We start from the raw sequence: 25824 nt of genomic DNA, 5'->3' as shown, positions 1-25824 counted from the left end.
GCTCCGCTGCCCCCACGCCGCACTCTGGATACGATGGGCGTGGTCGGCTGGAGGAGGACGTCGGGTATGAGCGAGCTCGCCGGACGCAGCGCGTCGTTGAGCGAGGCCATCTGTGCCCGCCTCGACACCCCGCTGTCGCCCGAGCTCCGCGAGGCGGTGGCCTTCTTCGTCGACCACCTGGCGGCGTCGCTGACCCTCGGCGACCCCGACACCCTGACCGACCAGCTGCAGTGGCAGAGCCGACGGCTGCACGTCCTGGCCCCGGGCCTCGACACCCGGCACCTGGCCGACGTCACCCGCGCCGTCGTCGAGCAACGGCTCGGCGACGAGGTCGCCGAGCCGGCCACCCGCCACCTCGAGGCGGCCTTCGACCGGCTGTCCGGATACCCCGGGTCCGGCGACCACCCGGACGCCGACTTCGGCGACCTCGCCCGCCACTACCTCGACCTCGCCCTGGCCGGCGACCACGACGAGGCCGTCGACGTGGTGGTGGCCTCCGGGCTGGCGCCGCACGACGTGCTGCTGCGCATCCTCGGCCCGGCGCAGACCGAGCTCGGCCGGCGCTGGGAGCACGACGACGTCTCGATCGGCCAGGAGCACGACACCACGGCGCTGACGCAGCGGGTGATGTCGATGCTGCGCGGACGTCGCAAGGTCGTCACCCGGCACGGTCGCACGGTGTACGCCGGACTGGTCGGTGACGAGCGGCACGCGGTCGGGCTCGACATGGTCGTGGACCTGCTGGAGGGCTCCGGCTGGGAGGTCCTGAGGGCCCCCGGCGCGGTCGACCACCACGGGATCGTCGCCGACCTCGCTCGCGTGCGGCCCGACGTGGTGGCGCTGTCGGTCACGTTGTTCAAGCACGTCGTCGAGCTGCGCTCGGTCATCGAGGCCATCAAGGCCGACGAGCGCACCCGCCACCTCCCCGTCGTGGTCGGCGGGCGCCCCTTCCGCCAGAACCCGGCGCTGGTCGGGCTGGTCGGGGCCGACGAGTTCGCGACCGACGGTCAGGGCGCTCTCGAGGCGTGCCAGCGTGCCTCCGGGCCGAGCCAGCAGCGCCACGTCAACGACGTCACCCGGGAGATGGTCAACCCGCTGGAGAGCATGCTCGGGCTCGCCGCCCTGCTGCACGAGGACACCACGCTCACCCACCGCCAGCGTGACCTCGCGGCCCGCATCATCCGGGCCGGCGGGCAGCTCATGACCGTGGTGGAGGACCTCGGCCACGGTCTCGTCGTCGTCCACGGCGGGCCCGACGAGCGCTCCAGGTCGGGCGACGTCGACCTCGACGAGCTCGTCGAGGGGCTGCTGCTGCGGCACCAGCCGGCGGCCGCGCGGCGCGACATCGTCACGCGTCAGATCCGCATCCCGTCCACCCGGGGACGCGCGGTCGTCGAGGGCGACGTCAACCAGCTCGAGCGTCTCGTGGAGACGTTGCTCGACAACGCGGTCACGGTCACCCCGGTCTCCGGCGTGGTCACGGTGCGCGTGAAGCGCGACGAGGAGGTCGTCGCGATCGCGGTCGCCGACGAGGGCCCCGGCATCCCTCCGGGGAACCGTGAGGCCGTCTTCGACCCGAGCCGCACCTCGCCGTCCAGCGGGGCGGGCGACCTCGGGCCGTGGCGCGGGCTGCCGGTGTGCCGACGGATCGCCGAGCAGCACGGAGGGTCCCTGAGCGCCACCTCCGACCACCGGGGAGCGGTGTTCACCCTCCGGCTGCCGCTGTCGGCGCGTGCGCTCGTGCACGAGCCCCGGCCCGTCACCGGCTTCCCGCCGCTGAGCGTCGTCCGGGACCGGGCCGCCCCGCCGCTCGGCGAGTGAGGGGTGCGTGACCGGCGCCTGACCCGGCGCGGACCCGTGGCCTAGAGTCGGGGCCATGACCACGTGGGAATACGTCACCGTGCCCGTCCTCGTCCACGCGACGAAGCAGATCCTCGACAACTGGGGCCAGGACGGCTGGGAGCTCGTCCAGGTGGTGCCGGGGATGAACCCCGAGAACCTGGTCGCCTACTTCAAGCGGCCCACCTCGTGACCTCGCCCCAGGAGCGGCTGGCCGAGCTCGGCCTCAGCGTCCCCGAGGTCGCCGCACCGGTGGCGTCGTACATCCCGGCGCTGCGCAGCGGCGACCACGTCTTCACCTCCGGGCAGCTGCCGCTGCGCGAGGGCGAGCTGATCCACACCGGCAAGGTCGGCGGCGAGATCACCCTCGAGCAGGGTGCCGCGTGCGCCCAGCAGTGCGTGCTGAACGCGATCGCCGCGGTCGCCAGCCAGGTGCCGCTCGAGCAGGTGCGCCGCATCGTCAAGCTGACCGTCTTCGTCGCCTCGACGCCGGACTTCACCGGGCAGCCGAAGGTCGCCAACGGCGCCTCCGACCTGGTCGGCGAGGTGTTCGGCGAAGCCGGGCGCCACACCCGCTCCGCCGTCGGCGTCGCGGTCCTGCCGCTCGACGCCCCCGTCGAGGTCGAGATGGTCGTCGAGGTCGGCTGAGCCGTGACGGCCACGGTGACCACGGTGACCCGCTGATGGTGGACCCCACGCGCCGCCTGCCCGAGGCGCTCGTCGAGACCGCACGCGCCTTCGCCGACGGCACGGCCCGGCCGGCCGAGCCGCGCGACGCCAGCACGGTGGTGCTGATGCGGCGCGGGCGTCCCGCCGGCATCGAGGTCTACCTGCTGCGGCGCCACCTCGGCATGGCCTTCGCCGGCGGGTTCTGCGTCTTCCCCGGCGGCGGCGTGGACCCGCGCGACTTCGACGGGGTGGCCGGCTGGGCCGGCCCGAGCCCGGAGGCGTGGGCAGCCGAGCTGGGCACGACCCGTGAGCACGCCACCGCGCTGGTGTGCGCCGCGGTGCGCGAGACCTTCGAGGAGTCCGGCGTGCTGCTGGCCGGGCCGAGCGAGGACTCGGTGGTGGCCGACACCACGGGGGAGGACTGGGAGCGGGACCGCCGACGCCTCGAGGCCCGCGAGATCGCCTTCACCGACTTCCTCGCCGGACGCGGGCTGGTGCTGCGCACCGACCTGCTGCGCTGGTGGGGGTCCTGGATCACCCCGGTCTTCGAGCCGCGCCGCTACGACACCCGGTTCTTCGTCGCCGAGCTGCCGGAGGGCCAGGTGACCCGCGACGTGTCGACGGAGTCCGACGAGGTGGTGTGGATGGCGGTGCCCGAGGTGGTGGCCGCCGTCGACGAGGGGCGGCTGGCGATGCTCCCGCCGACCTACGCCACCTGCCTGGAGCTCTACGACCTCGCCGACCCGCAGGAGGCGCTCGCCTCCGCGGGGAGCCGCGACCGGACGCCGATCCTGCCGGAGATGCAGGTCGACGCCGACGGCGGCTACCTCCACCTGCCGGAGCGGCTCGTGGCGCTGGGGGAGTCTGTGGCGGCCCGCCGGTCGGGCGGCCCGGCGTGAGCTGGACGGGGGGTCGCTTCGGCGAGGCCGGCGAGTGCCTGCTGGCCCCCAACCCGTCGATCATGACCCTCGACGGCACCAACACCTGGATCCTGCGCGCCCCCGGGTCCGACACCTCGGTCGTCGTCGACCCGGGCCCGCTCGACGAGGCGCACCTCGGGCCGCTGCAGGACCGCGCCGGCCGGGTCGGGCAGGTGCTCCTGACCCACGGGCACGCCGACCACTCCGAGGCGGCGAAGGAGTTCGCCGCGCGCGCCGGGTGCGGCGTACGCGCGCTGGACCCGCAGCACCGCCTCGGTGACGAGGGCCTGGGCGACGGGGACGTGGTCGCCCTCGGCGACCTCGAGGTCCGCGTCGTCGCGACCCCCGGGCACACCAGCGACTCGCTGTCGTTCGTCGTGCCGTCCGAGCGGGCGGTGCTCACCGGCGACACCGTGCTCGGACGCGGGACCACCGTCGTGGCCCACCCCGACGGCAAGCTCGGCGCCTACCTCGACTCGCTGCACCGGCTCCGCGACCTCTGCGAGGAGCAGGACCTCCGGCACGTCTGGCCCGGGCACGGCCCGGTCATCGACGACGCCCTCGGCGCCCTCGACTTCTACCTCGCGCACCGTCGCGACCGCCTCGAGCAGGTCCGCGAGGCGCTGCGGACCCTGGGCGAGGAGGCCTCACCGCGGTCGGTCGTCGAGCACGTGTACGTCGACGTCGACCCGGTGCTCTGGGGCGCGGCCGAGCTGTCCGTGCGCGCGCAGCTGGACTACCTGCGCGCCTGAGGAGCGGTCAGGGTCGGTCGGGGGTCGGTCGGGGGCCGGTCGGGGGCCGGTCGGGGGCTGGTCAGGACCGGTCAGCGGGCGCGGCGGGAGAGACGCTCGACGTCCATGAGGACGACCGAGCGCGGCTCCAGGCGCAGCCAGCCCCGGGAGGCGAAGTCGGCCAGCGCCTTGTTCACGGTCTCGCGGGAGGCGCCGACCAGCTGGGCGAGCTCCTCCTGGGTGAGGTCGTGGTGGACGTGCACGCCGTCGTCGGCGGTGCGCCCGAAGCGGTTGGCCAGGTCGAGCAGCGCCTTGGCCACCCGGCCGGGCACGTCGGAGAAGACCAGGTCGGCCACCACGTCGTTGGCCTTGCGGAGGCGGGAGGCGAGCTGGGCCAGCAGCCCGTGGGCGACGTCGGCGCGGCCGTTGAGCCACTGCAGCAGGTCGTCGTGGGACAGGGAGTAGAAGACGGTGTCGGTCACCGCGGTGACGGTGGCCGAGCGGGGGCCGGGGTCGAAGAGCGACAGCTCGCCGAACATCTGCCCCGGGCCGAGGATGGCCAGCAGGTTCTCCCGGCCGTCGGAGGAGGTGCGGCCGAGCTTCACCTTGCCGTCGGCGACGACGTAGAGCTTGTCGCCGGTGTCACCCTCGTGGAAGAGCACCTCGCCGCGGCGGAGCCGCACCGTGCCCAGCGAGCCCTGCAACGCAGCGGTCGCCTCGTCGTCGAGGGCGCTGAACAGCGGCGCCTGACGCAGCACATCGGTATCCACGAACCTGTCCTCCTTTGCGCGGCCCCCGAGGGGCCGCAACCGTCACGGGGGCGCACGGCACGCGTGGCCCGAGTCACATCCTCTCCTATTCTCGCCTGCGATGCGCGCGGAGGGGACCAAAGAGGCCGGACCCGGGGCGCACGTAGGCTGGCCGGGTGCCTGACACCGCCCTCGTCCGACGTGCCCGGAAGGTCGACCGCACCCTCGCCGAGACCTACCCCGACGCCGGCTGCGAGCTCGACTTCACCACGCCCTTCGAGCTCCTGGTCGTCACCGTGCTCAGCGCGCAGACCACCGACCGGCGGGTCAACGGCGTCAGCCCGGCGCTGTTCGCCGCCTATCCCGACGCCACGGCGATGGCGGCCGGCGACCGGGAGCGGATCGAGGCCATCGTGCAGCCCACCGGTTTCTTCCGCGCCAAGACGGAGTCGCTGCTCAAGCTCGCCCAGGCCCTCGTCGAGCGCTTCGACGGGGAGGTGCCGGCACGGCTCGAGGACCTCGTCACCCTGCCCGGGGTCGGCCGCAAGACCGCGAACGTCGTGCTCGGCAACGCCTTCGGGATCCCCGGCCTCACGGTCGACACCCACTTCGGTCGCCTCGTGCGCCGCCTCGGCTGGACCGAGGAGACCGACCCGGTGAAGACCGAGATGGCGATCATGGCGCTCTTCCCCAGGCGCGACTGGACGATGCTGAGCCACCACCTCATCTGGCACGGCCGCCGCGTCTGCCACGCCCGCAAGCCGGCGTGCGGCGCCTGCCCGGTCGCCCGCTGGTGCCCGGCGTACGGCGAGGGGCCGACCGACCCGGAGGTCGCCGCCCGTCTGGTGAAGACCGAGGGACGCGCGTGACCCCCTGGCGCGCGGTGCAGGTCGCCGTCGTGCTGGTCGTGGCCGCCGTGCTGACCTGGACCTTCGTGGGCGGTGGTGGCCCCGACACCCCGGCCACGACCTCACCGACCGGGCCCATGGCCGAGCAGCGGGGCGAGGCCGGGCTGCCGGTGCCGCCGGTGCGGACCCGTGTGGACGTCGACACCCCGGCGCTCCGGGCGGCCAAGGCGGCCGCCGGCATCGAGGACTGCCCGCCGCCGTCGTCGCCGTCGGGGTCGGCGTCGGGGTCGGGAGCCGCGCCGTCCGGGTCCGCGAGCGAGCTGCCGCCGCTGACGCTGGAGTGCCTCGGCGGCGGGCCCGACACGGTGCTCAGCGACGTCGCCGGTCCGGCCGTGGTGAACCTCTGGGCGAGCTGGTGCGGGCCGTGCAAGGAGGAGCTGCCGCTGCTGGGCGAGCTGGACCGCGCTGCGGGTGACCGGCTCACCGTGCTCGGTGTGGACTACCAGGACCCCGACCCCCAGGCCGCTCTCGGCCTGCTCGAGCGCGCGGGGGCGACGTACCCCCAGCTCGCCGACCCCGGCGGCTCGCTGGCCGACCAGCTGAGGATCCGCTACATGCCCGGCACCGTGTACGTCGACGCCGACGGCCGCGCGACGTTCGTCAACGCCGCCTTCACCTCCTCCGAGGAGCTGGCCGCGTTGGTGCGCGAACACACCGGTGTCGACGTGGCGGCTGGGTAGGCTCGGCGCGTGTCCGACGCCGCCAGCTCCCCGTCCCCAGGACGCGCCGAGCCGGAGCGGGCGCGCGACCTGCCCGACTGGCTGCTCCCGCTGCGCGACGGCGTCGCCGAGATCCAGGCCGAGGACCTCTCCGGCTTCGTGCCGCCCGCGGACCCGCCCCCGCGCGAGGGCGCCGTGCTCGTGCTCTTCGGTGACGGGCCCGAGGGTCCCGACCTGCTGCTGACCGAGCGGGCCCACACGATGCGCTCGCAGCCGGGCCAGGTGTCGTTCCCCGGCGGCTCGCTCGACGGCGACGAGACCGCGGTCGAGGGCGCGCTGCGGGAGGCCGAGGAGGAGACCGGCCTCGACCCCGAGCGGATCGAGGTCTTCGCCGAGCTGCCGCGGCTCTGGCTGCCGCCGCGCAACTTCGCCGTGGCTCCCGTCCTCGCCTACTGGCGCGACCCGGACCCGATCGGGGTCGTCAACACCCGCGAGGTGCACGCCGTCTTCCGCGAGCCCCTCGACGACCTGCTCGACCCGGCCCACCGCTTCTCCGTGCGGCACCCGCTCGGGTGGGCCGGTCCGGGCTGGATGATCGGCCCGGACAAGGACGTGCTGCTCTGGGGCTTCACCGCCGGCATCATCAGCCGGCTGTTCGACTACGTCGGCTGGACCCGGCCGTGGAACACCGACGACGTCCGCGGCCTGCCCGACCAGCACATCGAGTGGCACCGGGTCGCGAAGTTCCTCGGCATCGAGGTGCCCGAGGGCGAGGACTTCGACCCGGTCGCCGCCGGCCTGGTCGACGAGGAGGACCGGCCGCGGTGAACGCCCTCGACATCGTGGTGGTGCTGCTGCTCCTCGCCTACGCCGTCTCCGGCTACTGGCAGGGCTTCATCACCGGCGCCTTCGCCACCACCGGCCTGCTCCTCGGTGGGCTGCTCGGCATCTGGTTGGCGCCCGAGATCTTCGGCGACTCCGACCCGTCGGTGTGGGTCTCGCTCGGGGCGTTGTTCGTGGTCCTCGTCGCGGCCTCGATCGGTCAGGCCGTGCTGCAGATCGGCGGGGCCCGGATCCGTGACCGCATCCCCTGGCAACCGGTGCGCGCGGTGGACGCGGTGGGCGGCTCCCTGCTCAGCGCCGTCGCCGTGCTGGTCGTGGCCTGGGCGCTCGGGGTGGCCGTCAGCGGCGCGCGGCTGCCGTGGGTCTCCGACCAGGTGCGCGAGTCCGCGGTGCTCTCACGGGTCGACTCCGTCGTGCCGGACCAGGCCGCGTCGCTGCTCGACTCCTTCAACCGGGTCGTGGGCACCAGCTTCTTCCCGCGCTACCTCAAGCCGTTCGCGCAGGAGCGCATCGTCGACGTCAAGCGTCCGCCCCAGGGTGTCGCCGCCGACCCCGAGGTCCGGGCCGCCGAGGTCAGCGTGCTGAAGATCCGCGGGGAGAACCGCTGCGGTCGCGGCGTCGAGGGCTCCGGCTTCCTCTACCAGCCCGACCGGATCATGACCAACGCCCACGTGGTGGCCGGCGTCTCCGATCCCACGATCATCCTCGACGAGGGCGAGGTGGACGCGGAGGTCGTCTACTACAACCCCGACATCGACGTGGCCGTGCTCGCGGTGGCGGACCTCGACCGGCCGTTCCTGCGCTTCGACAAGGAGGCCGAGAGCGCCGACCCCGGCGCCGTGCTCGGCTACCCCGAAGACGGGCCGTACGACGTCCAGGGGGCGCGCATCCGCTCCGAGCAGCGCCTGCAGAGCCTCGACATCTACGGCGAGGACACCGTCGTGCGCGACGTCTACGCCGTGCGCGGCCTCATCCGCCCCGGCAACTCCGGCGGGCCGATGGTGTCCCTCGACGGCGAGGTGTACGGCGTGGTCTTCGCCGCCTCGGTGTCCGACGCCGACACCGGCTACGTCCTCACCGCCGACCAGGTCGCCGAGGCCGCGGCCCGGGGCATCGGCTCGTCGTCGGCCGTCTCCACCGGCCGCTGCGCCTGAGCGGCCCCGGGTCGGACGCCCGTCCGGGCCGACGGGTCAACCCCGCGCCGCGGGGTAGGCTCCTCGCGTCTCGAAGGGAGCCCCATGACCGACACCGCACCTGTGAAGTCCGCGCCAGAGCCGCTGACCCAGCCCGAGGAGCCGTCGATCGGCACGCTCGTGGCCACGATCTCCTCCGACCTCTCGACGCTGCTGCAGCACGAGATCGCGCTGGTGAAGTCCGAGGTGAAGATCAGCGCCAAGAACGGCGGCCTCGCCGCCGGCCTGTTCGCCGCCGCCGGGTTCCTGCTGGTCCTGGCGGTGATCATGCTGTCGATCGCCATCGCCTACCTGATCCACCTGACCGGGCTCGACCTGGCCTTCTGCTACCTCATCGTCTTCGCGCTCTACGCCGCGCTGGCGGGCGCGCTGGCCTTCGTCGGCATCAAGAAGATCCGCAACGTCGGGCCGCCCGAGCGGGCCATCGCCCAGGCGCAGGAGACCAAGAAGGTCCTCACCAACCGCGGCTGACCCGAGGCGGGACCCGGCCCCTCCGGGCCCCGCACCCACCACGTGAGCGACGGCCGTCCCTCCTCCCAGGGAGAGACGGCCGTCGTCGTGAACCTAGCCGACCGCGGGTGCGTCCGGGGGCCGGACGGACACCCGCGCGTCGGCCTGCCTAGTCGTCCTTGGAGTCCTGGGCGCCGTCGGAGATCAGGTCCATGACGGTCGAGTCGGCCAGCGTGGTGACGTCGCCGACCTCGCGCTTCTCGGCGACGTCGCGCAGCAGCCGGCGCATGATCTTGCCCGAGCGGGTCTTCGGCAGCTCGGGGACGATCATCACCTGGCGCGGCTTGGCGATCGCGCCGATCTCCTTCTGCACGTGCTTGCGCAGCTCCTCGATGAGGTCGTCGGGGGCCTTGCCGTCCTCGTCGAGCGCGGACTCCCGCAGGATGACGAAGGCACAGACCGCCTGGCCCGTGGTCTCGTCCGCGGCACCCACCACCGCGGCCTCGGCCACCTTCGGGTGCGACACCAGCGCGGACTCGATCTCGGTCGTCGACAGCCGGTGGCCCGAGACGTTCATGACGTCGTCGACGCGTCCGAGCAGCCAGACGTCGCCGTCGTCGTCGAGCTTCGCGCCGTCGCCGGCGAAGTAGTAGCCGAGCTTGCGGAAGCGCGACCAGTAGGTGTCCTTGAACCGGTCGTCGTCGCCCCAGATGGTGCGCAGCATCGCCGGCCACGGCTCGGTGAGCACGAGGTAGCCGCCGTTGCCGTCCCCGACGGGCGTGCCCTCCTCGTCGACGACCTCGGCGGCGATGCCGGGCAGCGCCTTCATGGCCGAGCCCGGCTTGCCGGCGGTGACGCCGGGCAGCGGGCTGATCATGATCTGGCCGGTCTCGGTCTGCCACCAGGTGTCCACGATCGGGCAGCGGTCGCCGCCGACGTGCTCGCGGTACCACATGTAGGCCTCGGGGTTGATGGACTCACCCACCGAGCCGAGCAGCCGCAGCGAGGACAGGTCGTGCTTCTCGAGCAGGTCCGCGCCCCACTTCATGAACGTGCGGATCGCGGTCGGCGCGGTGTAGAAGATCGTGACGCCGTACTCCTCGATGATCTCCCACCAGCGTCCCTTGTGCGGGGTGTCGGGGGTGCCCTCGTAGACGACCTGCGTCGCGCCGTTGGCGAGCGGGCCGTAGACCATGTAGGAGTGCCCGGTCACCCAGCCGACGTCGGCGGTGCACCAGTAGACGTCGGTCTCCGGCTTGAGGTCGAAGACCGCGTGGTGGGTGTACGACGTGCCGACCAGGTAGCCGCCGGTGGTGTGGAGGATGCCCTTCGGCTTGCCGGTGGTGCCGGAGGTGTACATGACGTAGAGCGGGTGCTCGGCGTCGAACGCCTCGGGGGTGTGCTCGGACGAGGCGCCGTCGACGACGTCGTGCCACCACACGTCGCGCTCGTCGTCCCAGTCCACGTCCTGGCCGGTGCGGCGCACGACGAGGACCTTCTCGACGATGCCGTCCTCGACCTTGCCGCAGGCCTCGTCCACGGCGGGCTTGAGCGCGGAGGGGGCGCCGCGGCGGTAGCCGCCGTCGGCGGTGATGATCACCTTCGCGCTGCAGTCGGTGACGCGGCTGGCGAGGGCGTCGGCGGAGAAGCCGCCGAAGACCACGGTGTGCGGGGCGCCGAGGCGGGCGCAGGCGAGCATCGCCACGACGGTCTCGGGGATCATCGGCATGTAGATGGCGACCCGGTCGCCCTTCTCGACACCGAGGTCGGTCAGGGCGTTCGCGGCTCGCGACACCTCGTCCTTGAGGTCGCTGTAGGTCAGCGTGCGCTTGTCGTCCTCGGGCTCGCCGACCCAGTGGATCGCGACCCGGTCGCCGTTGCCCGCCTCGACGTGACGGTCGACGCAGTTGTAGGCCGCGTTCAGGGTGCCGCCGACGAACCACTTCGCGAAGGGCGGGTTCGACCAGTCGAGCGTCTCGGTGAAGTCGGTGTCCCAGGAGATCCGCTCGGCGGCCTTGGCCCAGAAGGCCAGCCGGTCGTCGTCCGCCTCGTCGTACGCCGCGGCGGTGACGTTGGCGTCCGCGGCCAGCTCCTCGGGCGGCTCGAACGTGCGGTCCTCCGTGCCCAGCGTCGACAGCGTCTGCTGCTTCTCCTCGGTCATGCTCGCTCCTCGTCGTACGGCGGGTTGTCGCGATGGGTTCCCGGCCTGGTTCGCACCCTAGTGCCGGGGTCGTGGGACGGGGCGGGTCCTGCAGGACCTTCCCCTGCAGGACCCGTCCCCTCCGGCGGTCAGTGCGAAACCGCGGCCTCCGAGCCGGCACCGGTGAGGGCGCGGACCTCGAGCTCGTTGTAGCGACGCTCGGCCTCGGGCTCCTTCGACGTCACCGAGCCGATGTAGCCGAGCAGGAAGCCCAGCGGGATCGAGACGATGCCGGGGTTCTCCAGCGGGAACCACGAGATGTCGATGCTCGTCGGCAGCAGGGACAGGTTCTTGCCCGAGACCGGGTCGACGCCCTTGCCGGACATGATCGGCGAGAAGACCACCAGCCCGACCGACGAGATCAGTCCGCCGTAGATGCTCCAGACCGCGCCGCGGGTGTTGAAGCGGCGCCAGAAGACGTTGAAGACGATCGAGGGCAGGTTCGCCGAGGCGGCGATGGCGAAGGCCAGGGCGACCAGGAACGCCACGTTGAGCTTCTGCGCCGGGATGGCGAGGATGATCGCCACCAGGCCGATGCCGCCGGCAGCGAGACGGGCCACCTTCAGCTCCTCCTTCTCCGAGGCCTGGCCCTTGCGCCACACGCTGTTGTAGAGGTCGTGGGCGAGGCTGGCGCTGGAGGTCAGCGTCAGGCCGGCGACCACGGCCAGGATGGTGGCGAAGGCGACCGCCGCGATGACGGCCAGCAGGATGGCGCCGCCGGTGGTCCCGGCACCGCCACCGACCGTCTCGGCCAGCAGCGGCGAGGCGAGGTTGCCGCCGGAGGCGCTCACGCGCTCCATGTCGTCACCGCTGAGCAGCGCGGCGGCGCCGAAGCCCAGGATCAGCGTGAACAGGTAGAAGGTGCCGATGAGGCCGATCGCCCAGAGCACCGACTTGCGGGCGTCGCGCGACGTCGGCGTCGTGTAGAAGCGGATGAGGATGTGCGGCAGGCCGGCGGTGCCGAGCACGAGGGCGAGGCCGAGGCTGAGGAAGTCGATCTTGCTCGTCGTGCTCGCGCCGTACTTCAGGCCCGGCTCCAGGAACGCCTGGCCCTGGCCGGAGTTGCTGGCCGCGGCGCCGAGGAGCTCGGAGAGGTTGAAGTTGAACTGCGCCAGCACCAGCACGACGATCAGCGCGGAGCCGGCCATGAGCAGCACGGCCTTGACGATCTGCACCCAGGTGGTGCCCTTCATGCCGCCCACGGTCACGTAGAAGACCATGAGGACGCCGACCGCGAAGATCGTGAAGTTGATGGCGGCCTGGCTGTCGATGCCGAGCAGCAGCGCCACGAGGGCGCCGGCGCCGACCATCTGGGCGAGCAGGTAGAAGATCGAGACCACGATCGTCGAGGTGGCGGCCGCCGTGCGGACCGGGCGCTGCTTCATGCGGTAGGCCAGCTGGTCGGCCATGGTGTAGCGCCCGGAGTTGCGCAGCATCTCGGCGACGAGCAGCAGCGCGACCAGCCACGCGACGAGGAAGCCGACGGAGTAGAGGAAGCCGTCGTAGCCGCTCAGCGCGATCGCGCCGGAGATGCCGAGGAAGGACGCGGCCGACATGTAGTCGCCGCCGATGGCCAGGCCGTTCTGCAGGCCGGAGAAGCCACGCCCGCCGGTGTAGTAGTCGGCGGCGCCGGAGGTCTGCCGGCTGGCCCAGAACGTGATGCCGACGGTCAGCGCGACGACGGCGAGGAAGAGCCCGGTGGTGAGGAACTGGTGATCCATGTCAGCGGCCCTCTCGGTCGCTCTTGCGCACGGCGATGTAGCGCTCGTCGAGCTCGCGGGCCAACGGGTCGAGCTTGGCGTTGGAGTAGCGGGCGTAGAGCACGGCGATCAGGAAGGTGGTGGCGAACTGCAGCAGCCCGAAGACCAGCGCCACGTTGATGTTGCCGACCAGTCGGATGTTCATGAAGTCGGTCGCCCAGTTCGACATGACCACGTAGGTCAGGTACCAGAGCAGGAAGGCCACGGTCGCGGGGATCGCGAAGCCGCGGTAGCGGCGCCGCAGCTCGGTGAACTCCTCCGTCCCGTGGAGGCTCTCGTACACCTCGTGGGTGCGTCGGTCGACGTCTTCGGCCACGGCCTCGTCCTTCCGTCCTCGTCGGCGCACGGTGCGCCGATGTGATCGCTGTCACGGTAGGGAGTCGCACCGTCGACGGGCGAGGGGTGGGCGCGGGAGCGTCGTCGGGCGGGGACGCTCTGTCGCCGAACGGTCGGTCTGGCACGACGAGCGGTCGCGTCGGGCGCAGCTGAGGGAGTACGGCGTCAGCCGTCGACGAGCCGGCGGACCACCCGGCCGCGGTCGAGGGCCACGCTCTCGGGGGTGTGCAGGCGCACCATCGTGGTGTCGACCCCGGCCGGCACCCGTCCGGGCGTGAGCAGCGAGCCGACGACCATGGTCAGGAACGCCGCCGGCACCGTCCAGGCGGCCGGCTGGGCCAGCAGTGCGCCGAGCCAGCCGTCGTGCTCGGTGGCGAGCAGGGAGTCGATCACGGCGCCGCCGCAGAGCAGGCCGCCCACGACCATGCCCGCGACCGCCCCGACGTCGGTCAGCCGTCGCCACCAGATGCCGAGCACGATGAGCGGGCAGAAGGTGGAGGCGGCGAAGGCGAACGCCAGCCCCACGGCGCGGGCCACGCCGACGCCCTCGGACAGCACGGTGAGCGCGAGGGGCACCAGCACCGCGACCACGGCGGCGACCTGGAAGGACCGCACACCGCCCCGCCGCCGCAGCCGCTCGGAGCGCCCCAGCACGTCCTGGCTGAGCGCCCCGGCCACGGCGATGGTCAGTCCGCTCGAGGTCGACAGGAAGGCGGCGAACGCGCCGGCCGCGGTGAGGGCGGAGAGCAGCTCGCCGAGCAGGCCCTCGACCATGCGCCCGGGCAGCTCGAGCACCACGGTGTCGCTGGTGCCGGCACCCACCAGGTCGGGGGCGTAGAGGCGACCGAGGGCGCCGTACACCGGGGGGAGGACGTAGAAGAGGCCCAGCAGCGCGAGCACCACCAGCGTGGTCCGGCGGGCCGCGCGGCCGTCGGGGTTGGTGTAGAAGCGGACGACCACGTGCGGCAGGCCCATGGTGCCGAGGAAGGTCGCGACGATGATCGAGTACGTCGTGTACAGCCCGGTCGCGCCACCGGGGGCCACCACCTCGCGCCAGGCCTCGCCGGTCGTGCCGGCGGCGTCGATCCCGGCGGGACCGGTGGCGCCGTCGCCCCACCACACCGAGAGCAGGAAGAACACCGGCACGAGGAGGGCGGTGAGCTTGAGCCAGTACTGGAAGGCCTGCACGAAGGTGATGCTGCGCATCCCGCCGAAGAGCACGTTGACCAGCACCACCGCCGCCACCAGCAGGCCGCCGCTCCAGGTGGGGGCGTCGGCGACCACTCCCAACGCGAGGCCGGCGCCCTGGAACTGCGGAATGAGGTAGAGCCACCCGACGGCGACCACCAGCAGCGACGAGACCCGCCGCACGGTTTCCGACTCCAGCCGGCTCTCCGCGAAGTCCGCGAGCGTGTAGGCGCCCGAGCGGCGCAGCGGCGCGGCCACCAGGACCAGCAGCACGAGGTAGCCGGCGGTCCACCCGACCGGGTACCACAGCATGTCGGCGCCGAAGGCGAGCACCAGCCCGGCGACGCCGAGGAACGAGGCCGCGGAGAGGTACTCCCCGCCGATGGCGCTGGCGTTCAGCGCCGGCCGCACCGAGCGGGAGGCCACGAAGAAGTCGCTGGTCGTGCGCGAGAAGCGCCAGCCGTAGGCGCCGATCGCCAACGTCGCGATCGAGACCAGGGCGACCGCCACCGCGCCGTACACGGGACTCACGGGGTGCGTTCCTCGGTGGCCGGTGGGCCGTCCGTGACGAGCGGCTCGACGAGGTCGGCGAAGGCCTCCTCGTTGCGCTCGGCCCGCCGCACGTAGAACCAGCCGCAGGCCAGCAGGAAGGGGTGCACCGCGAAGCCCAGCACCACCCAGGGCAGCGGCATCCCGAGCACCTCACGCTCGGCGACGGCGTCGAGCCGCAGCAGCAGCGGGAGGGAGACCAGGGTCCCGACCCCCACGAGCAGCACGCCCGCCGCGAGGAGCAGCTGGGTGCGCACCAGCGAGGAGAGGTAGACCTGTCCGAGGCGGGTGCGGCGGTCGATCTCGACGTTGGGGGCGACCCGGCGCACCTTCGCGGCGCCGGTGCGCGGGCTGGTCACCCGCACCCGCGGCGGGGTGGTCACGCCCGCCCGCCCGGCCGCGCCCGGCGTACCAGCAGGTCGCGCAGCTCACGGGTGTGGCGCCGGGCCACCGTCAGCTCCTCGCCGTCGACGACCACCGTGACCCGGCCACCGTCGCTGCGGATCTCGCTCACGTGCGCCAGCGCCACGAGGTGGGAGCGGTGGATGCGCACGAACCCGGCGTCGGCCCACTCCTCCTCCAGCCGCGCCAGCGGCACCCGGACCAGCGGCGCGCCCTCGGGCGTGTGCAGCCGGGTGTAGTCGCCGTGCGCCTCGACGTAGCGGACGTCGGCGCGACGGACGAAGCGGGTGACGCCGCCGAGCTCGACGGGGATGGCGTCGTCGCCGCCCTCCGGCGCCGTCGGTACGGCGTCCGCGACCCGGCGCACGGCCTCGGCCAGCCGCGACTCGCGCACCGGCTTGAGCAGGTAGTCGACGACGTCGAGGTCGAAGGCCTCCACGGCGTGCTGCTCGTGGGCGGTGACGAAGACGACGCGGGGCGGCTCACGGAAGCGGCGCAGCACCTGCACGAGCTCGAGGCCGGTGAGCCCGGGCATCTGGATGTCGCAGAAGACGACGTCGACGTCCTCCTCCTGCAGCACGCGCAGCGCCTCGGCCGCGGAGCCGGCGGTGTGCACGGTGCCGATGCGGGGGTCGCGGCGCAGCAGCCACTCGAGCTCGTCGCACGCGGGCCGCTCGTCGTCGACGGCGAGGGCCGTCAGCAGGGCCGGGGTCGTCACGCGTGCACCCCGGGGGCGAACTTCGGCACCCGCACGGTGACCCGGGTGCCGGCCCCGACGGCGGTCTCCACCACGAGGCCGAACTCGTCGCCGAACACCGAGCGGAGGCGACCGTCGACGTTGCCGAGCCCGACCGAGTCGGTGTCGGACTCCCCGGCCAGCGCGCGGCGCACCCGCTCGGGGTCGTCGCCGACGCCGTCGTCCTCGACCCAGATCACGGCCTCGGACGCGTGGTCCTCGGCGACGATCTCGATGCGGCCCGGCCCGTCCTTGGCCTCCAGGCCGTGGCGCACGGCGTTCTCCACCAACGGCTGCAGGCACAGGAACGGCACGGTGACGGGGAGCACCTCGGGGGCGACGCGCAGGGTGACGTGGAGGCGGTCGCCGAAGCGCGCCTGCTCGAGGACGAGGTAGCGCTCGATGGAGCGCAGCTCCTCGGCCAGCGTCGTGAACTCGCCATGGCTGCGGAAGGAGTAGCGCGTGAAGTCGGCGAACTCCAGCAGCAGCTCGCGGGCGTGCTCGGGGTCGGTGCGCACGAACGACGCGATGGCGTTGAGCGAGTTGTAGATGAAGTGCGGGGAGATCTGGGCCCGCAGCGTCTTCACCTCCGCCTCCACCAGCCGCCGACGGCTCTCCTCGAGGTCGGCGAGCGCCAGCTGTCCGGTCACCCAGGCCGCGACCTCGTCGGTCGCGCGCACCAGACCGGCCGAGACCGCGGGCGCGAAGACCTGGAGGGTGCCGACCACGACGTCGTCGACGGCCAGCGGCGAGACCACCGCGTGTGCGGCCTCGCAGCCGGGCCGGTCGCAGCGGAAGTCGCGGTCGTGGACGGTCGTGGCGCCGCTGCCCTCGCTGGCGAGCTCGCGGGCGAACCGCTCGGCCAGGTCGCGGTGGTGGGCCCCCGACCCGTCCCAGGCGAGCACCTCGGAGGTGTCGGTGAGGACCACCGACGGTGTCCCGAGCAGCACGCGCAGGTGGCCGACGGCGCGCTCGGCGGACGAGCGGGTGAGACCTCCGCGCAGCGCCGGGGCGGCCAGCGACGCGGTGTGCAGGGTGCGGAACGTGGCGCGGTCTGCCTCGGTGCTGAGGTGGCCGGTGCGTCGCCACCGGGCACCGCGTCGCCAGACCGCCATGAGGGCACCCTAGACGGGCCGGCGCGGACCGGGGCGGGGCTCGCGGGCGCGGTCGTGACTGGCTCGGCGTACCCTCCGGGCATGAGCCAGCCCCGGGGCGAGATCCGGTTCCTGTCCGCCGACGACGCCGAGGAGCTGCACAAGGCGCTCGCGACCGAGGGGTACGACGTCGTGCTGCGGCCGGTGCCCGAGGACGACGACGCGCCGTGGCGCCTCGAGGTCACCCCCTTCGACGCCGACGTCGTGGCGATGGTCGACGTCTACGGCGGCTGGCTCCCCACCGACCTCTGAGGCTGGTCAGCGGAAGGAGATGAGGGTGGGGCCGTCGTCGTCGCCGGCCGGGCCCGCCGTCGTACGCCGCCCGGAGCCGTCCGTCTGCTCGTCGACCTCGAAGCCGGGGGGCGTCTCGCCGCGGCGGATCGCCTCGGCCGCGGCCGTGAGGTCGGCGCTGTGCTCGGGCTCGTCGATGAGGCCGCGCGGGCGGACGACCGCGCGGTAGCAGTGCGTGACGTAAGGCAGCATGAGGCCGTCGGAGGAGCGGTCGTACTCCGCGAACAGCTCGCCCACCTTGCGCAGGACGCGGTCGCGCGCGGAGGGGTCCATGACGGCGACGTTGGACCGTGAGCGCACGAGGTCCATCAGGGCCTCGCCCTTCATCGGCATCCAGTGCTTGAACATCTCGGTCTCGACGTACCCGAAGTGCCGCGAGGCGACCAGCGTCTCGCTGGGGTCGGTCGGCGGACCGGACTCGCCGATGATGCGGCCGAGCCGCTTGACCCACGGGATCCGCTCGTCGCGGACGTTCCACGCCAGCGCGATCCGGCCCTCGGGCTTCAGCATCCGGGCGGCCTCGCGCAGGGCCGCCTCGGCGTCGAACCAGTGGAAGGCCTGGGCGGCGACGACGACGTCGACGCTGCGGGTCGCGACCGGCACCGCCTCGGCGGAGGCGGTGACCACCCGCAGGCCCGGGTGACGCTCGCGGACGTGCTCGAGCATCGCGTCGAGCGGGTCGGTCACGAGCAGGTCGTGACGCAGCTCGACCAGGCGGTCGGTGAGCTTGCCCGTGCCGGCGCCGAGCTCGACGACGGTGGCCGGGGACCGGCCGGTCAGCCACTCGACGGCGGGGCGCGGGTAGGTGGGGCGGGCTCGGTCGTAGGCGTCGGCCACCGAGGCGAAGGAGAGCGCCGGGTCGGGGCCGGAGGAGGGGTGGTTCATCTCGGCGCAATCTACACCGGTCACCGGTCCGGACCGACCTTGTGCAAGCGTGTAATGATGTAATCATGACGACGAAGGACGAGCTCGACCGCGTCACCGGCTGGTTCCGCGCCCGGCTGCCCGAGGAGTGGGCGCCGACCGAGGCGGAGATCACCGTCGACCGCGAGGAGATCACCGTGCTGATCGGCCTCCCCGACGTCGCGGTCGCCGAGGGCGACAGCGACGAGGTGGCCGCGGAGGCGCGGGGCGCCCGCGCGGAGGCCTTCCGCGAGGAGACCCGCAAGCGACGCATGGATGTCGCCGAAGCGGCCCAGCGTCGCTTCGGCCGCGCGGTGTCGTGGGGGGTGGCGATCGGCGCCCGAGCAGCCGAGGACACCGGGGACGGGGTCCGCCACCGCGAGCTCTGGACCCACGTGGCTGCGCCGGTGATGACCCGCCTGCGGCAGCCGCAGCGTCTCGTGCTCGACACCCTGGTCGAGGCCGGGGTCGCCCGCTCGCGCGCCGACGCCCTGGCCTGGTGCGTGCGGCTGGTCGGGCAGCACGAGGACGACTGGCTCGGCGAGCTGCGCGCGGCCATGACCGGGGTGCGCGAGGTCCGCGAGCGCGGCCCCCGCGCCTGAGACCGACGCCCGGCGCGGGGGCACGGCCGACTAGGGTGCGCCCCGTGGACCCCCTCGCCGACCTCACCGCCCGCGAGGGCGTCGCCTCCGCCATGGCCTCCGCCCGCGACGGCATCGACGTGCTGCTGCGCGACCGCGGGCTGCGCAAGACCACGCCCGACGTGGCAGCGGAGTCCCTGCTGCGCGGCGCCTGGGCCAGCGCGGTGCTCGCCGGCACGACCAGCGACGAGGACGCCTTCCGCGACGGGCGCGGCGATCCGGTCGCCCAGGCCTCGCTGCGTCTGTCCACCCACGTCCTCGGCCTCACCGGGGTGCTGACCCGCTCGCCGCTGCAGGCGCTCGCCCGGCTGCACGCCGTCGCCGCCGCCGACGAGCCGCCCGACACCGTCGGACGCCCCCGCGACGCCGACTCGGCGCGTCGCCTGGCCGACGTGGCCGCGCTGCTGAGCCGGCCCACCACCGCGCCCGGGCTGGTGGTGGCCGCGGTCGTGCACGCCGAGATCCTCAGCGCGCAGCCCTTCGCCACCCACAACGGGCTGGTGGCGCGCGCCGTCGAGCGGCTGATCCTGCTCGAGCGCGGCGTGGACCGGCTGGGGGCCACCGTCCCGGAGGCCGGGCACCTGGCGGGCCGACCGGCGTACGAGGCACGCGCGGCGGCGTACGCCGAGGCGTCGGCGTCGGGTGACCCGCGCCGTGGTCTCGCCGCCGCCCACGCGTGGTTGCTGTACGCCGCCGAGGCCTACGCCGCCGGTGCGGACCACAGCCCGCTGCTGCGCTGAGGGCGCGGACGGGACAGGTCGGGTCAGGTCGGGACAGGTCGGGCACAAGCGAGCGGCGCCCCCACGAGGAGAGCGCCGCCGCTGGCACACGGGAAGCGGGGTACCAAGCGTGCACGCAATGTGTCGCCTCGGGTTGAACCCGGCGGTCGACGCCCTGTCAGAAGGGTCGGTCAGCGCGTGGGTTCCCGTCCGTGTGCGGGTCTTGAGTTGTGTGCTTCCTTTGTACGTCGCCCGCCTCCGGGCGACAACCCCTGGGAGGAAGTCGGTGGACGACGCGCCGCAACAGGACCGGATCGGTCCACACCGGGGTTGACGTGGGGCGTCCCGGGTGGGTGCGTCAGCCGTGGGTGAGGCGGTCGATGCGACGGCGGGCGCCGAGGTAGATCGCCGAGCCCACCACGACCGCCGAGCCGGCGGCGAGCACGGCCAGCGTGCTGCGGCTCTCGGGCAGGTGCATGCGCGAGCGCAGCGCCACCGGCCGCGAGAAGTCGAGCACCGGCCACTCCCGGCTGACGGCCAGCCGGCGCAGCTCCTTGTCCGGGTTGACCGCGTGGGGGTGCCCGACCGCCTCGAGCATGGCGGCGTCGGTGATCGAGTCGGAGTAGGCGTAGCTGCGGGCCAGGTCGTAGCCCCGCTCCTCGGCCAGGTCGACCATCGCGGTGGCCTTGTTCTCCGCGTAGGCGTAGAAGTCGATCTCCCCGGTGTAGCGGCCCTCGCTGACGGCCAGCTGGCTGGCGATGACCGCGTCGACCCCGAGCATCGCCCCGATCGGCTCGACCATCTCGCGCCCGGAGGCGGAGACGATGATGACGTCGCGCCCGGCGAGCCGGTGCTCCTCGATGAGGGAGACCGCCTCGTCGTAGACGAGGGGCTCCACGATGTTGTGCAGGGTGTCGTTGACGAGCTCGCTGACGGTGTCGACGGGCCAGCCGGTGACCATCTGGGACAGGAAGGCGCGCATCTTCTCCATCTGGTCGTGGTCGGCGCCACCGGCCAGGAAGACGAACTGCGCGTAGGCGCTGCGCAGCACCGACCGCCGGTTGATCAGTCCACCGGCGTAGAACGACTTGCTGAAGGCCAGGGCGCTCGAGGTCGCGATGATCGTCTTGTCCAGGTCGAAGAACGCCGCCGGGCGACCGGGCGGGCGCGCACGCGGGGGCGTGGTGGTCGCGCCGTCGGTCGTCACGGTTCCAGTGCTCCTCGCGCTCGTACCGGACGGAGGTGTGTACCACCGGCACTTCTTTACCTATAGTCAATCTACGCCCCTCTTTCGGCCGTTCGGGCTCACTTGCTCAGGCGACGCGACTACACTTCAAAGCACATCACCACCTCGACCCGGGCTCGCCCGGGCACCACGATTTCCAGCGATCCCCCCATCGCTGGTCAAGGTCCGGGCCTATCCCCCCCAGGTCCGGGCCCTGGGCTCCTGGCTATCCCCCCTGGCCAGGAGCCCGCCCCCTTTTTCGGGCCGTCCTGAGCCGGTTGCCGTCCCCAGGTGTCCGGACCCGGTGGTTCTCCCCAGGCCGGCCGGAGCCGGGTCGCCGGACCGGGCGCGGGCGGCACAGTCGCGCCATGACGCGATCCAGCCTGCTGCTGCTCACCTCCGACGACGGCCTCGCCCAGACCGTGCAGCAGCTGGCGGCCGCAGCAGGGGTGGCGGTGGAGCGGTCGTCCGCCGCGGGGACCACGCTCGACGGACCGGGGCGTGTCGACGGGCCGTCCGCGGGGCGGCTCTCGCTCGTGCTCGCCGACGTCGCGCACCTCGACACCGGCCCCGTACGCCGTCGGCGCGACGTGCCGCTGCACGTGCTGGCCAACGCTCCGGCGCCCGACGTCGTCTTCCGCCGCGCCCTCGACGCGGGCGCTCTCGGCGTCCTGGCCGTGCCCGACGACCTCGGCCGGCTCAGCGAGCTGCTCGCCGACCTCGACCGGCCGCGCCAGGGTCGGGTGGTGGCGGTGACCGGCGGCTCCGGGGGAGTCGGGACGAGCGTGACCGCGACCGCGCTGGCGCTCCGGGCGGCGGTCGAGCCGACGCTGCTGGTCGACCTCGACCCGTGGGGCCCCGGGCTCGGCCGGGTACTCGGGGGGCGCCCGGGCGAGGGCATCACGTGGGACGACCTGGGCGGGGTCGACGGGCGGCTGTCGGCCAGCGAGCTGGCCGCAGCCCTCCCGCACGACGGCGACCTCGCCCTGCTGACCTGGCCGGACGACGGTGCGGTCCCGCTCGACGACCGGCTGGTCGCGGAGGTGGTCGCCGCCGGCGCCCGCGGCCACGACTGGGTGGTGCTCGACTGCCCGCGCGGTGCGGCCCGGTCCCCGGACCTCCTCGGGCTCTGCGACCTCGTGCTGCTCCTCGTCGCGGGCACGGTCGCCGGTGTCGCCTCGGCGGCGCGGGTCGCCGCACCGCTGAGGGCGGCCGGCGCGCCGGTCGGGCTGGTGGTGCGCTCCGGTGGTGCAGCAGTGGCGGGCTCCGAGGTGTCGCGTCTCCTGGGCCTGCCGCTGCTCGCGGAGGTCGGGCACGACCGCCGGCTGGGCGAGCACGTCGACGCCGGCCTCGGACCCGTCCACGGGCGCCGCTCGTCGCTGGTGCGGGCCGTCGACGAGGTGCTCGCGCTGCTCGAGGACGACCGGGTCGTCGGGGGGCCCTGGTGACCTCCGCCGCGGTGGCGAGGGCCGCCGAGCAGGTGCGCTCCCAGCTGGCGCGCGAGACCGCCGACCTGACCCCGGAGGTGGTCGCCGCCGCGCTGCGCGCCGACGGCCGACCGGTGGGTGACGTCACGGTGCTGGCGGTCCTCGACGTCCTCCGGCGCGACGTCCTGGGAGCGGGACCGCTGGAGGCGCTGCTCGAGCTCGAGGGCGTCACCGACGTGCTGGTCAACGGCCCCGACGCCGTCTACGTCGACCGGGGACGCGGCCTGGAGCTGACGGAGGTCCGCTTCGCCGACGATGCCGCCGTCCGCCGGCTCGCCCAACGGCTCGCCGGCACCGCGGGTCGCCGGCTCGACGACGCGTCGCCGTACGTCGACCTGCGGCTGGCGGACGGCACACGGCTGCACGCGGTGCTCACCCCGCTGGCCCGCCCGGGGACCTCCATCTCGCTGCGGGTCCCGCGGCGGCGGACGTTCACGCTCGACGAGCTCGCGACGGCCGGTGGCTGGGGCGGGGAGCCGCTGCGCCTGATGCGGCGGGTGGTGGCCCACCGCCTGGCCTTCCTGGTCAGTGGGGGCACCGGGTCGGGGAAGACGACCCTGCTCAACGCGCTGCTCGGGGAGGTGCCGGGCGACGAGCGCCTCGTCCTCGTCGAGGACACCCGTGAGCTGCAGCCGGCCCACCCCCACGTGGTCGGGCTGGAGGCCCGGCAGGCCAACGTGGAGGGAGTCGGGTCCGTCGACCTCCGCACCCTGGTGCGCCAGGCGCTCCGGATGCGACCCGACCGCCTGGTGGTCGGCGAGGTCCGCGGCGCGGAGGTGGTCGACCTGCTCGCCGCCTTGAACACCGGCCACGAGGGCGGGTGCGGCACCATCCACGCCAACTCGGCCGTCGACGTCCCAGCGCGGGTGGAAGGCCTCGCGCTGGCCGCCGGCCTGCCGTCGAGCGCGGCCCACGTCCAGATGCGGGCCGGTCTCGACCTGGTGGTCCACTGCGTCCGCGACGGTGGCCGTCGCCGGCTCGGGGAGATCGCCGTGCTCGAGCACACGGACGGCCGCACGCACGCGGTGCCGGCGGTGCGGTTCGACGGCTCGAGGCCACGCTTCCTGCCAGGCGCCGACCGGCTGGCGGCCCTCCTCGAGGGCGCTCGGTGACCGGGCCGGTCGCGGCGGCGGTCGCGGCGACCGTCGCGGGTGGGCCGGCCGGACCCGCTCCCGCCGTCACGCCGCCCGCGCTCGCGGCGGCGCTGCTGGCAGCGACCGCGGCAGCGCTCCTGCTGCCGCGCCCGTCAGCCGGCGCGGGGGCGGGCGCGCCGGGCACGAGCGGTCCGGGCGCGGTCCACGAGACGACAGCGGGCGGACGGACGTGGCGCGTCGGCATCCCCCTCCAGGTCCTGCTGGTGGCGGCGGGCGTGGTGCTGGTGGCGACCCTCCCGCTGCGGCGGGCCGTGCTGGCCGGGGTGCTGCTCGCGGTGACGGTCGCCGTCGTCCGCGCCGTGATCCGACGCCGCGCGGCGGAGGAGGCCGAGGAGCGTCGCCGGGCGGTGGTCCTGCACGCCGAGGCGTTGCTGGGCGAGCTGCGCGCAGGCCTGCCGGTCGGGGCGGCGCTGGCCCGCGCGGTGGAGGCCTGGCCCGAGTCCGCGCCGGCTGCCGCCGCTGCGCGCTGGGGTGCCAGCGTCCCGGACGCGTTGCGTCGGCTCGGGCAGCTGCCCGGGGCCGAGAGCGTGACCCGGTTGGCGGCGGTCTGGCAGCTCTGCGCGGGGTCGGGAGCGAGCCTCGCCGTCGGGGTCGCGCACGTGCTGGAGACGGCCCGGGCCGAGCAGGCCACCCGCCACGTCGTCGCCGCCGAGCTGGCCTCGGCTCGCGCCACGGCGCGCATGCTCGGACTGATGCCTGTGATGATCCTGGTCGCCGGGCAGGGCATCGGCGCCGAGCCGTGGCCGTTCCTGCTGGACTCCTGGCCCGGCCTGGTCTGCCTGGCCGCGGGATCGGCCTGCGCGCTGAGCGGGCTGTGGTGGATCGACCGCATCGCCGGGCGTGCCGCCCGGGGCGCCGCGTGAGCGCCGCGGTCGCCGCCCTGGTCGCGGCCGGTGCGGGTGCGGTCGCGGTCCTGCTCACGCTCCGACGCCCGGCCCTGCTCCGGGCGGCCCTGCCCCGTGCGGGACCCGACGCTTGCGAGGGATCCGGCGGCTACGACGAGAGGCGACGGGCGGAGGGCGGCGTCGTCGGCGACGACGGCCGGGCGCCGACCCGGCTGCGGCTCGCGGCCGCGGGCGGCGCCGCGGTCGGTGCGGCCGTGCTGCTCCCGGGCTGGTACGCCGTGGCGGGGGCGGTGCTGGCCGGGGGACTGGTGTGGCACCGCAGCGCCGGGTGGGAGGACCGCGGCGTGCGTCGGCGGCGGGAGGAGCTGGAGGCGGAGGTCGTCCACATCGTCGACCTGCTGAGCGCGGCCGTCAGCGCCGGGGCGGCGCCGGCCCACGCCCTCCACGAGGTGACCGCGCTGCTCGACGGGGCCGGCGCGGAGGCGTTGCGCCGCTGGTCGCGCCGGCTGCGGTGGGGCTCGGAGCCCACGGACGTGTGGGCCGACATGGCGACGCACGAGCAGCTGGGCCGTCTCGGGCAGGTCCTGCTGCGCTCGGCGGTCAGCGGCGCCCCGGTGGCGGAGTCGCTCGCACGCCTGGCCGAGGACGAGCGGGACCGCCAGCGCGGACAGGTCGAGGCGCGGGTGCGCCAGATCGAGGTGAAGGCGGCCGCGCCGCTCGGGCTGTGCCTGCTGCCGGCGTTCGTCCTGCTGGGGATCGTGCCGCTCGTCGCGGGGTCGGTGACCGGGCTGGTGCTCGGGTGAGGGCCGCCGGTTTCCCTCCCCAGCCGAGGTGACGCCCGGGCCGTCCCCAGATCGGGACCGGCCCCTGCCGCGAGGTTTCGCCCGGCCGCAGGCTCATCGGGTCAAGAGCCGCCGGACCGACCGGCGGCCCCAGCGCCGGGAGTCCCCGGCACGTCAGGAGGAACAGATGTCCGTGATCACCCCCATCCCCGCCCCGTCCACGACCGACGAGGGCACCGACCTCGGGCCCGCGCGGGTCGAGCACCTCGCCCCCGTCGTCACCCTCGCCGACCACCGTCCGACGGAGGCCCTCGAGCCGGCGGTCGCCGACCTGGCCGAGACCGGTGCCGCCAGCGCCGAGTACGCCGCGGTCACGGCCTGCGGCGTCGGTCTGGCCGGCGTCCTGATGAAGCTCCTGAGCAGCGACTTCGGTCAGCAGCTGCTCGAGAGCGTGCTGAAGTTCTTCCTCGGCATGGTCGGGATCGGCTGAG

The 25824-nt window shown here is 74.0% G+C and carries 28 protein-coding genes; 18 read left to right on the top strand and 10 right to left on the bottom strand.

Annotated features, from left to right (window positions below; all coding sequences use genetic code 11):
- Positions 1-66: 66 nt before the first annotated feature.
- The 5 genes from G7072_RS16010 to G7072_RS15990 are packed head-to-tail and all read left to right on the top strand — an operon-like array spanning position 67 to position 4180.
- A complete protein-coding gene (locus G7072_RS16010) occupies positions 67-1821 on the top strand; it encodes an ATP-binding protein (protein WP_166088123.1) in 1755 nt (584 codons plus the stop codon).
- 55 nt (positions 1822-1876) lie between these two features.
- Positions 1877-2032: a DUF4177 domain-containing protein gene (locus G7072_RS16005; protein WP_166088121.1), complete on the top strand. Its 156-nt coding sequence runs from the start codon at positions 1877-1879 to the stop codon at positions 2030-2032.
- Positions 2029-2487, top strand: coding sequence for a RidA family protein (locus tag G7072_RS16000; RefSeq protein WP_166088120.1), 459 nt, complete (start codon positions 2029-2031; stop codon positions 2485-2487). Before G7072_RS16005 ends, G7072_RS16000 begins: the two co-directional genes overlap by 4 nt.
- A gap of 35 nt (positions 2488-2522) precedes the next feature.
- On the top strand, positions 2523-3407 hold the full coding sequence (locus tag G7072_RS15995; RefSeq protein WP_206063170.1) for an NUDIX hydrolase: 885 nt from the start codon (positions 2523-2525) through the stop codon (positions 3405-3407).
- Positions 3404-4180, top strand: a complete 777-nt coding sequence (locus G7072_RS15990) for an MBL fold metallo-hydrolase (RefSeq protein WP_240916994.1) — start codon at positions 3404-3406, stop codon at positions 4178-4180. The genes G7072_RS15995 and G7072_RS15990 overlap by 4 nt, the downstream gene beginning before the upstream one ends.
- 71 nt (positions 4181-4251) lie before the next feature.
- Here the strand turns inward: G7072_RS15990 and G7072_RS15985 are convergent, their stop codons facing one another.
- Positions 4252-4929 (bottom strand): Crp/Fnr family transcriptional regulator, encoded by a 678-nt coding sequence (locus G7072_RS15985; protein WP_166088118.1) that lies wholly within the window; start codon positions 4927-4929, stop codon positions 4252-4254.
- Between the two features lie 155 nt (positions 4930-5084).
- On the opposite strand from G7072_RS15985, the gene nth reads away from it, so the two are divergent.
- From nth to G7072_RS15960, 5 genes are all read left to right on the top strand, one after another.
- On the top strand, positions 5085-5777 hold the full coding sequence (nth, locus tag G7072_RS15980; RefSeq protein ID WP_166088116.1) for an endonuclease III: 693 nt from the start codon (positions 5085-5087) through the stop codon (positions 5775-5777).
- Positions 5774-6496: a TlpA disulfide reductase family protein gene (locus G7072_RS15975; RefSeq protein WP_166088114.1), complete on the top strand. Its 723-nt coding sequence runs from the start codon at positions 5774-5776 to the stop codon at positions 6494-6496. The genes nth and G7072_RS15975 overlap by 4 nt, the downstream gene beginning before the upstream one ends.
- 9 nt (positions 6497-6505) lie before the next feature.
- Positions 6506-7303 carry a CoA pyrophosphatase gene (locus G7072_RS15970; RefSeq protein ID WP_240916993.1) on the top strand — a complete coding sequence of 266 codons (798 nt, stop codon included), beginning with the start codon at positions 6506-6508 and terminating at the stop codon, positions 7301-7303.
- Complete coding sequence (locus G7072_RS15965) at positions 7300-8472, top strand: MarP family serine protease (protein WP_166088112.1); 1173 nt, start codon at positions 7300-7302, stop codon at positions 8470-8472. Before G7072_RS15970 ends, G7072_RS15965 begins: the two co-directional genes overlap by 4 nt.
- Positions 8473-8556: 84 nt before the next feature.
- Positions 8557-8982, top strand: coding sequence for a phage holin family protein (locus G7072_RS15960; protein WP_166088110.1), 426 nt, complete (start codon positions 8557-8559; stop codon positions 8980-8982).
- Between the two features lie 148 nt (positions 8983-9130).
- Here G7072_RS15960 and acs read toward each other — a convergent pair whose 3' ends face one another.
- From acs to G7072_RS15925, 7 genes are all read right to left on the bottom strand, one after another.
- On the bottom strand, positions 9131-11122 hold the full coding sequence (gene acs / locus G7072_RS15955; RefSeq protein WP_166088108.1) for an acetate--CoA ligase: 1992 nt from the start codon (positions 11120-11122) through the stop codon (positions 9131-9133).
- 128 nt (positions 11123-11250) lie between these two features.
- On the bottom strand, positions 11251-12882 hold the full coding sequence (locus G7072_RS15950; RefSeq protein WP_166088105.1) for a cation acetate symporter: 1632 nt from the start codon (positions 12880-12882) through the stop codon (positions 11251-11253).
- A 1-nt stretch (position 12883) separates the two neighbouring features.
- Positions 12884-13237 carry a DUF485 domain-containing protein gene (locus G7072_RS15945; RefSeq protein WP_166088103.1) on the bottom strand — a complete coding sequence of 118 codons (354 nt, stop codon included), beginning with the start codon at positions 13235-13237 and terminating at the stop codon, positions 12884-12886.
- Positions 13238-13422: 185 nt separating this feature from the next.
- Positions 13423-14976, bottom strand: a complete 1554-nt coding sequence (locus G7072_RS15940) for a cation acetate symporter (RefSeq protein WP_166088100.1) — start codon at positions 14974-14976, stop codon at positions 13423-13425.
- Positions 14973-15377 (bottom strand): hypothetical protein, encoded by a 405-nt coding sequence (locus G7072_RS15935; RefSeq protein ID WP_166088098.1) that lies wholly within the window; start codon positions 15375-15377, stop codon positions 14973-14975. Before G7072_RS15935 ends, G7072_RS15940 begins: the two co-directional genes overlap by 4 nt.
- On the bottom strand, positions 15374-16114 hold the full coding sequence (locus G7072_RS15930) for a LytTR family DNA-binding domain-containing protein (protein ID WP_206063169.1): 741 nt from the start codon (positions 16112-16114) through the stop codon (positions 15374-15376). The genes G7072_RS15935 and G7072_RS15930 overlap by 4 nt, the downstream gene beginning before the upstream one ends.
- Entirely contained in the window at positions 16111-17247 is a 1137-nt protein-coding gene (locus tag G7072_RS15925; protein ID WP_166088095.1) for a histidine kinase, read from the bottom strand. Before G7072_RS15925 ends, G7072_RS15930 begins: the two co-directional genes overlap by 4 nt.
- An 81-nt stretch (positions 17248-17328) precedes the next feature.
- Here G7072_RS15925 and G7072_RS15920 point away from each other — a divergent pair, with 81 nt between their 5' ends.
- Positions 17329-17538 carry a hypothetical protein gene (locus G7072_RS15920; RefSeq protein WP_166088093.1) on the top strand — a complete coding sequence of 70 codons (210 nt, stop codon included), beginning with the start codon at positions 17329-17331 and terminating at the stop codon, positions 17536-17538.
- Between the two features lie 6 nt (positions 17539-17544).
- Here the strand turns inward: G7072_RS15920 and G7072_RS15915 are convergent, their stop codons facing one another.
- Positions 17545-18462, bottom strand: a complete 918-nt coding sequence (locus G7072_RS15915) for a class I SAM-dependent methyltransferase (RefSeq protein ID WP_166088091.1) — start codon at positions 18460-18462, stop codon at positions 17545-17547.
- Between the two features lie 65 nt (positions 18463-18527).
- On the opposite strand from G7072_RS15915, the gene G7072_RS15910 reads away from it, so the two are divergent.
- Positions 18528-19082 carry a hypothetical protein gene (locus G7072_RS15910; RefSeq protein WP_166088089.1) on the top strand — a complete coding sequence of 185 codons (555 nt, stop codon included), beginning with the start codon at positions 18528-18530 and terminating at the stop codon, positions 19080-19082.
- 44 nt (positions 19083-19126) lie between these two features.
- The gene (locus tag G7072_RS15905) at positions 19127-19861 is read left to right on the top strand and encodes an oxidoreductase (RefSeq protein ID WP_166088087.1); all 735 of its coding nucleotides are present in this window, start codon (positions 19127-19129) and stop codon (positions 19859-19861) included.
- A gap of 337 nt (positions 19862-20198) precedes the next feature.
- On the opposite strand, the gene G7072_RS15900 is transcribed toward G7072_RS15905, so the two are convergent.
- A complete protein-coding gene (locus G7072_RS15900; protein WP_166088085.1) occupies positions 20199-21047 on the bottom strand; it encodes an HAD-IB family hydrolase in 849 nt (282 codons plus the stop codon).
- A gap of 386 nt (positions 21048-21433) precedes the next feature.
- Here G7072_RS15900 and ssd point away from each other — a divergent pair, with 386 nt between their 5' ends.
- From ssd to G7072_RS15880, 5 genes are all read left to right on the top strand, one after another.
- Positions 21434-22513, top strand: a complete 1080-nt coding sequence (gene ssd, locus G7072_RS19835) for a septum site-determining protein Ssd (protein ID WP_206063167.1) — start codon at positions 21434-21436, stop codon at positions 22511-22513.
- Positions 22507-23664, top strand: coding sequence for a TadA family conjugal transfer-associated ATPase (locus tag G7072_RS15895; RefSeq protein WP_206063464.1), 1158 nt, complete (start codon positions 22507-22509; stop codon positions 23662-23664). Before ssd ends, G7072_RS15895 begins: the two co-directional genes overlap by 7 nt.
- Positions 23661-24569: a hypothetical protein gene (locus G7072_RS15890; RefSeq protein WP_166088083.1), complete on the top strand. Its 909-nt coding sequence runs from the start codon at positions 23661-23663 to the stop codon at positions 24567-24569. Before G7072_RS15895 ends, G7072_RS15890 begins: the two co-directional genes overlap by 4 nt.
- Positions 24566-25354 carry a type II secretion system F family protein gene (locus tag G7072_RS15885; RefSeq protein WP_166088081.1) on the top strand — a complete coding sequence of 263 codons (789 nt, stop codon included), beginning with the start codon at positions 24566-24568 and terminating at the stop codon, positions 25352-25354. Before G7072_RS15890 ends, G7072_RS15885 begins: the two co-directional genes overlap by 4 nt.
- A gap of 166 nt (positions 25355-25520) precedes the next feature.
- A complete protein-coding gene (locus tag G7072_RS15880) occupies positions 25521-25823 on the top strand; it encodes a DUF4244 domain-containing protein (protein WP_166088079.1) in 303 nt (100 codons plus the stop codon).
- Position 25824 lies beyond the last annotated feature (1 nt).

Origin of the sequence: Nocardioides sp. HDW12B (assembly GCF_011299595.1) — a bacterium.
Taxonomy (GTDB): domain Bacteria; phylum Actinomycetota; class Actinomycetes; order Propionibacteriales; family Nocardioidaceae; genus Marmoricola_A.
The sequence above is the reverse complement of the archived record's forward strand: the minus strand, read 5'-3'. Positions and strand labels throughout refer to the sequence as shown.

What these genes read in the sequence shown, in the direction of transcription:
- acs (WP_166088108.1), bottom strand. Translation starts at nt 11,122, where the DNA reads ATGACCGAGGAGAAGCAGCAGACGCTGTCGACGCTGGGCACGGAGGAC.
- G7072_RS15960 (WP_166088110.1), top strand. Translation starts at nt 8,557, where the DNA reads ATGACCGACACCGCACCTGTGAAGTCCGCGCCAGAGCCGCTGACCCAG.
- G7072_RS15915 (WP_166088091.1), bottom strand. Translation starts at nt 18,462, where the DNA reads ATGAACCACCCCTCCTCCGGCCCCGACCCGGCGCTCTCCTTCGCCTCG.
- G7072_RS15920 (WP_166088093.1), top strand. Translation starts at nt 17,329, where the DNA reads ATGAGCCAGCCCCGGGGCGAGATCCGGTTCCTGTCCGCCGACGACGCC.
- ssd (WP_206063167.1), top strand. Translation starts at nt 21,434, where the DNA reads ATGACGCGATCCAGCCTGCTGCTGCTCACCTCCGACGACGGCCTCGCC.
- G7072_RS15880 (WP_166088079.1), top strand. Translation starts at nt 25,521, where the DNA reads ATGTCCGTGATCACCCCCATCCCCGCCCCGTCCACGACCGACGAGGGC.
- G7072_RS15995 (WP_206063170.1), top strand. Translation starts at nt 2,523, where the DNA reads ATGGTGGACCCCACGCGCCGCCTGCCCGAGGCGCTCGTCGAGACCGCA.
- G7072_RS15910 (WP_166088089.1), top strand. Translation starts at nt 18,528, where the DNA reads ATGACGACGAAGGACGAGCTCGACCGCGTCACCGGCTGGTTCCGCGCC.
- G7072_RS16010 (WP_166088123.1), top strand. Translation starts at nt 67, where the DNA reads ATGAGCGAGCTCGCCGGACGCAGCGCGTCGTTGAGCGAGGCCATCTGT.
- G7072_RS15925 (WP_166088095.1), bottom strand. Translation starts at nt 17,247, where the DNA reads ATGGCGGTCTGGCGACGCGGTGCCCGGTGGCGACGCACCGGCCACCTC.
- G7072_RS15950 (WP_166088105.1), bottom strand. Translation starts at nt 12,882, where the DNA reads ATGGATCACCAGTTCCTCACCACCGGGCTCTTCCTCGCCGTCGTCGCG.
- G7072_RS16005 (WP_166088121.1), top strand. Translation starts at nt 1,877, where the DNA reads ATGACCACGTGGGAATACGTCACCGTGCCCGTCCTCGTCCACGCGACG.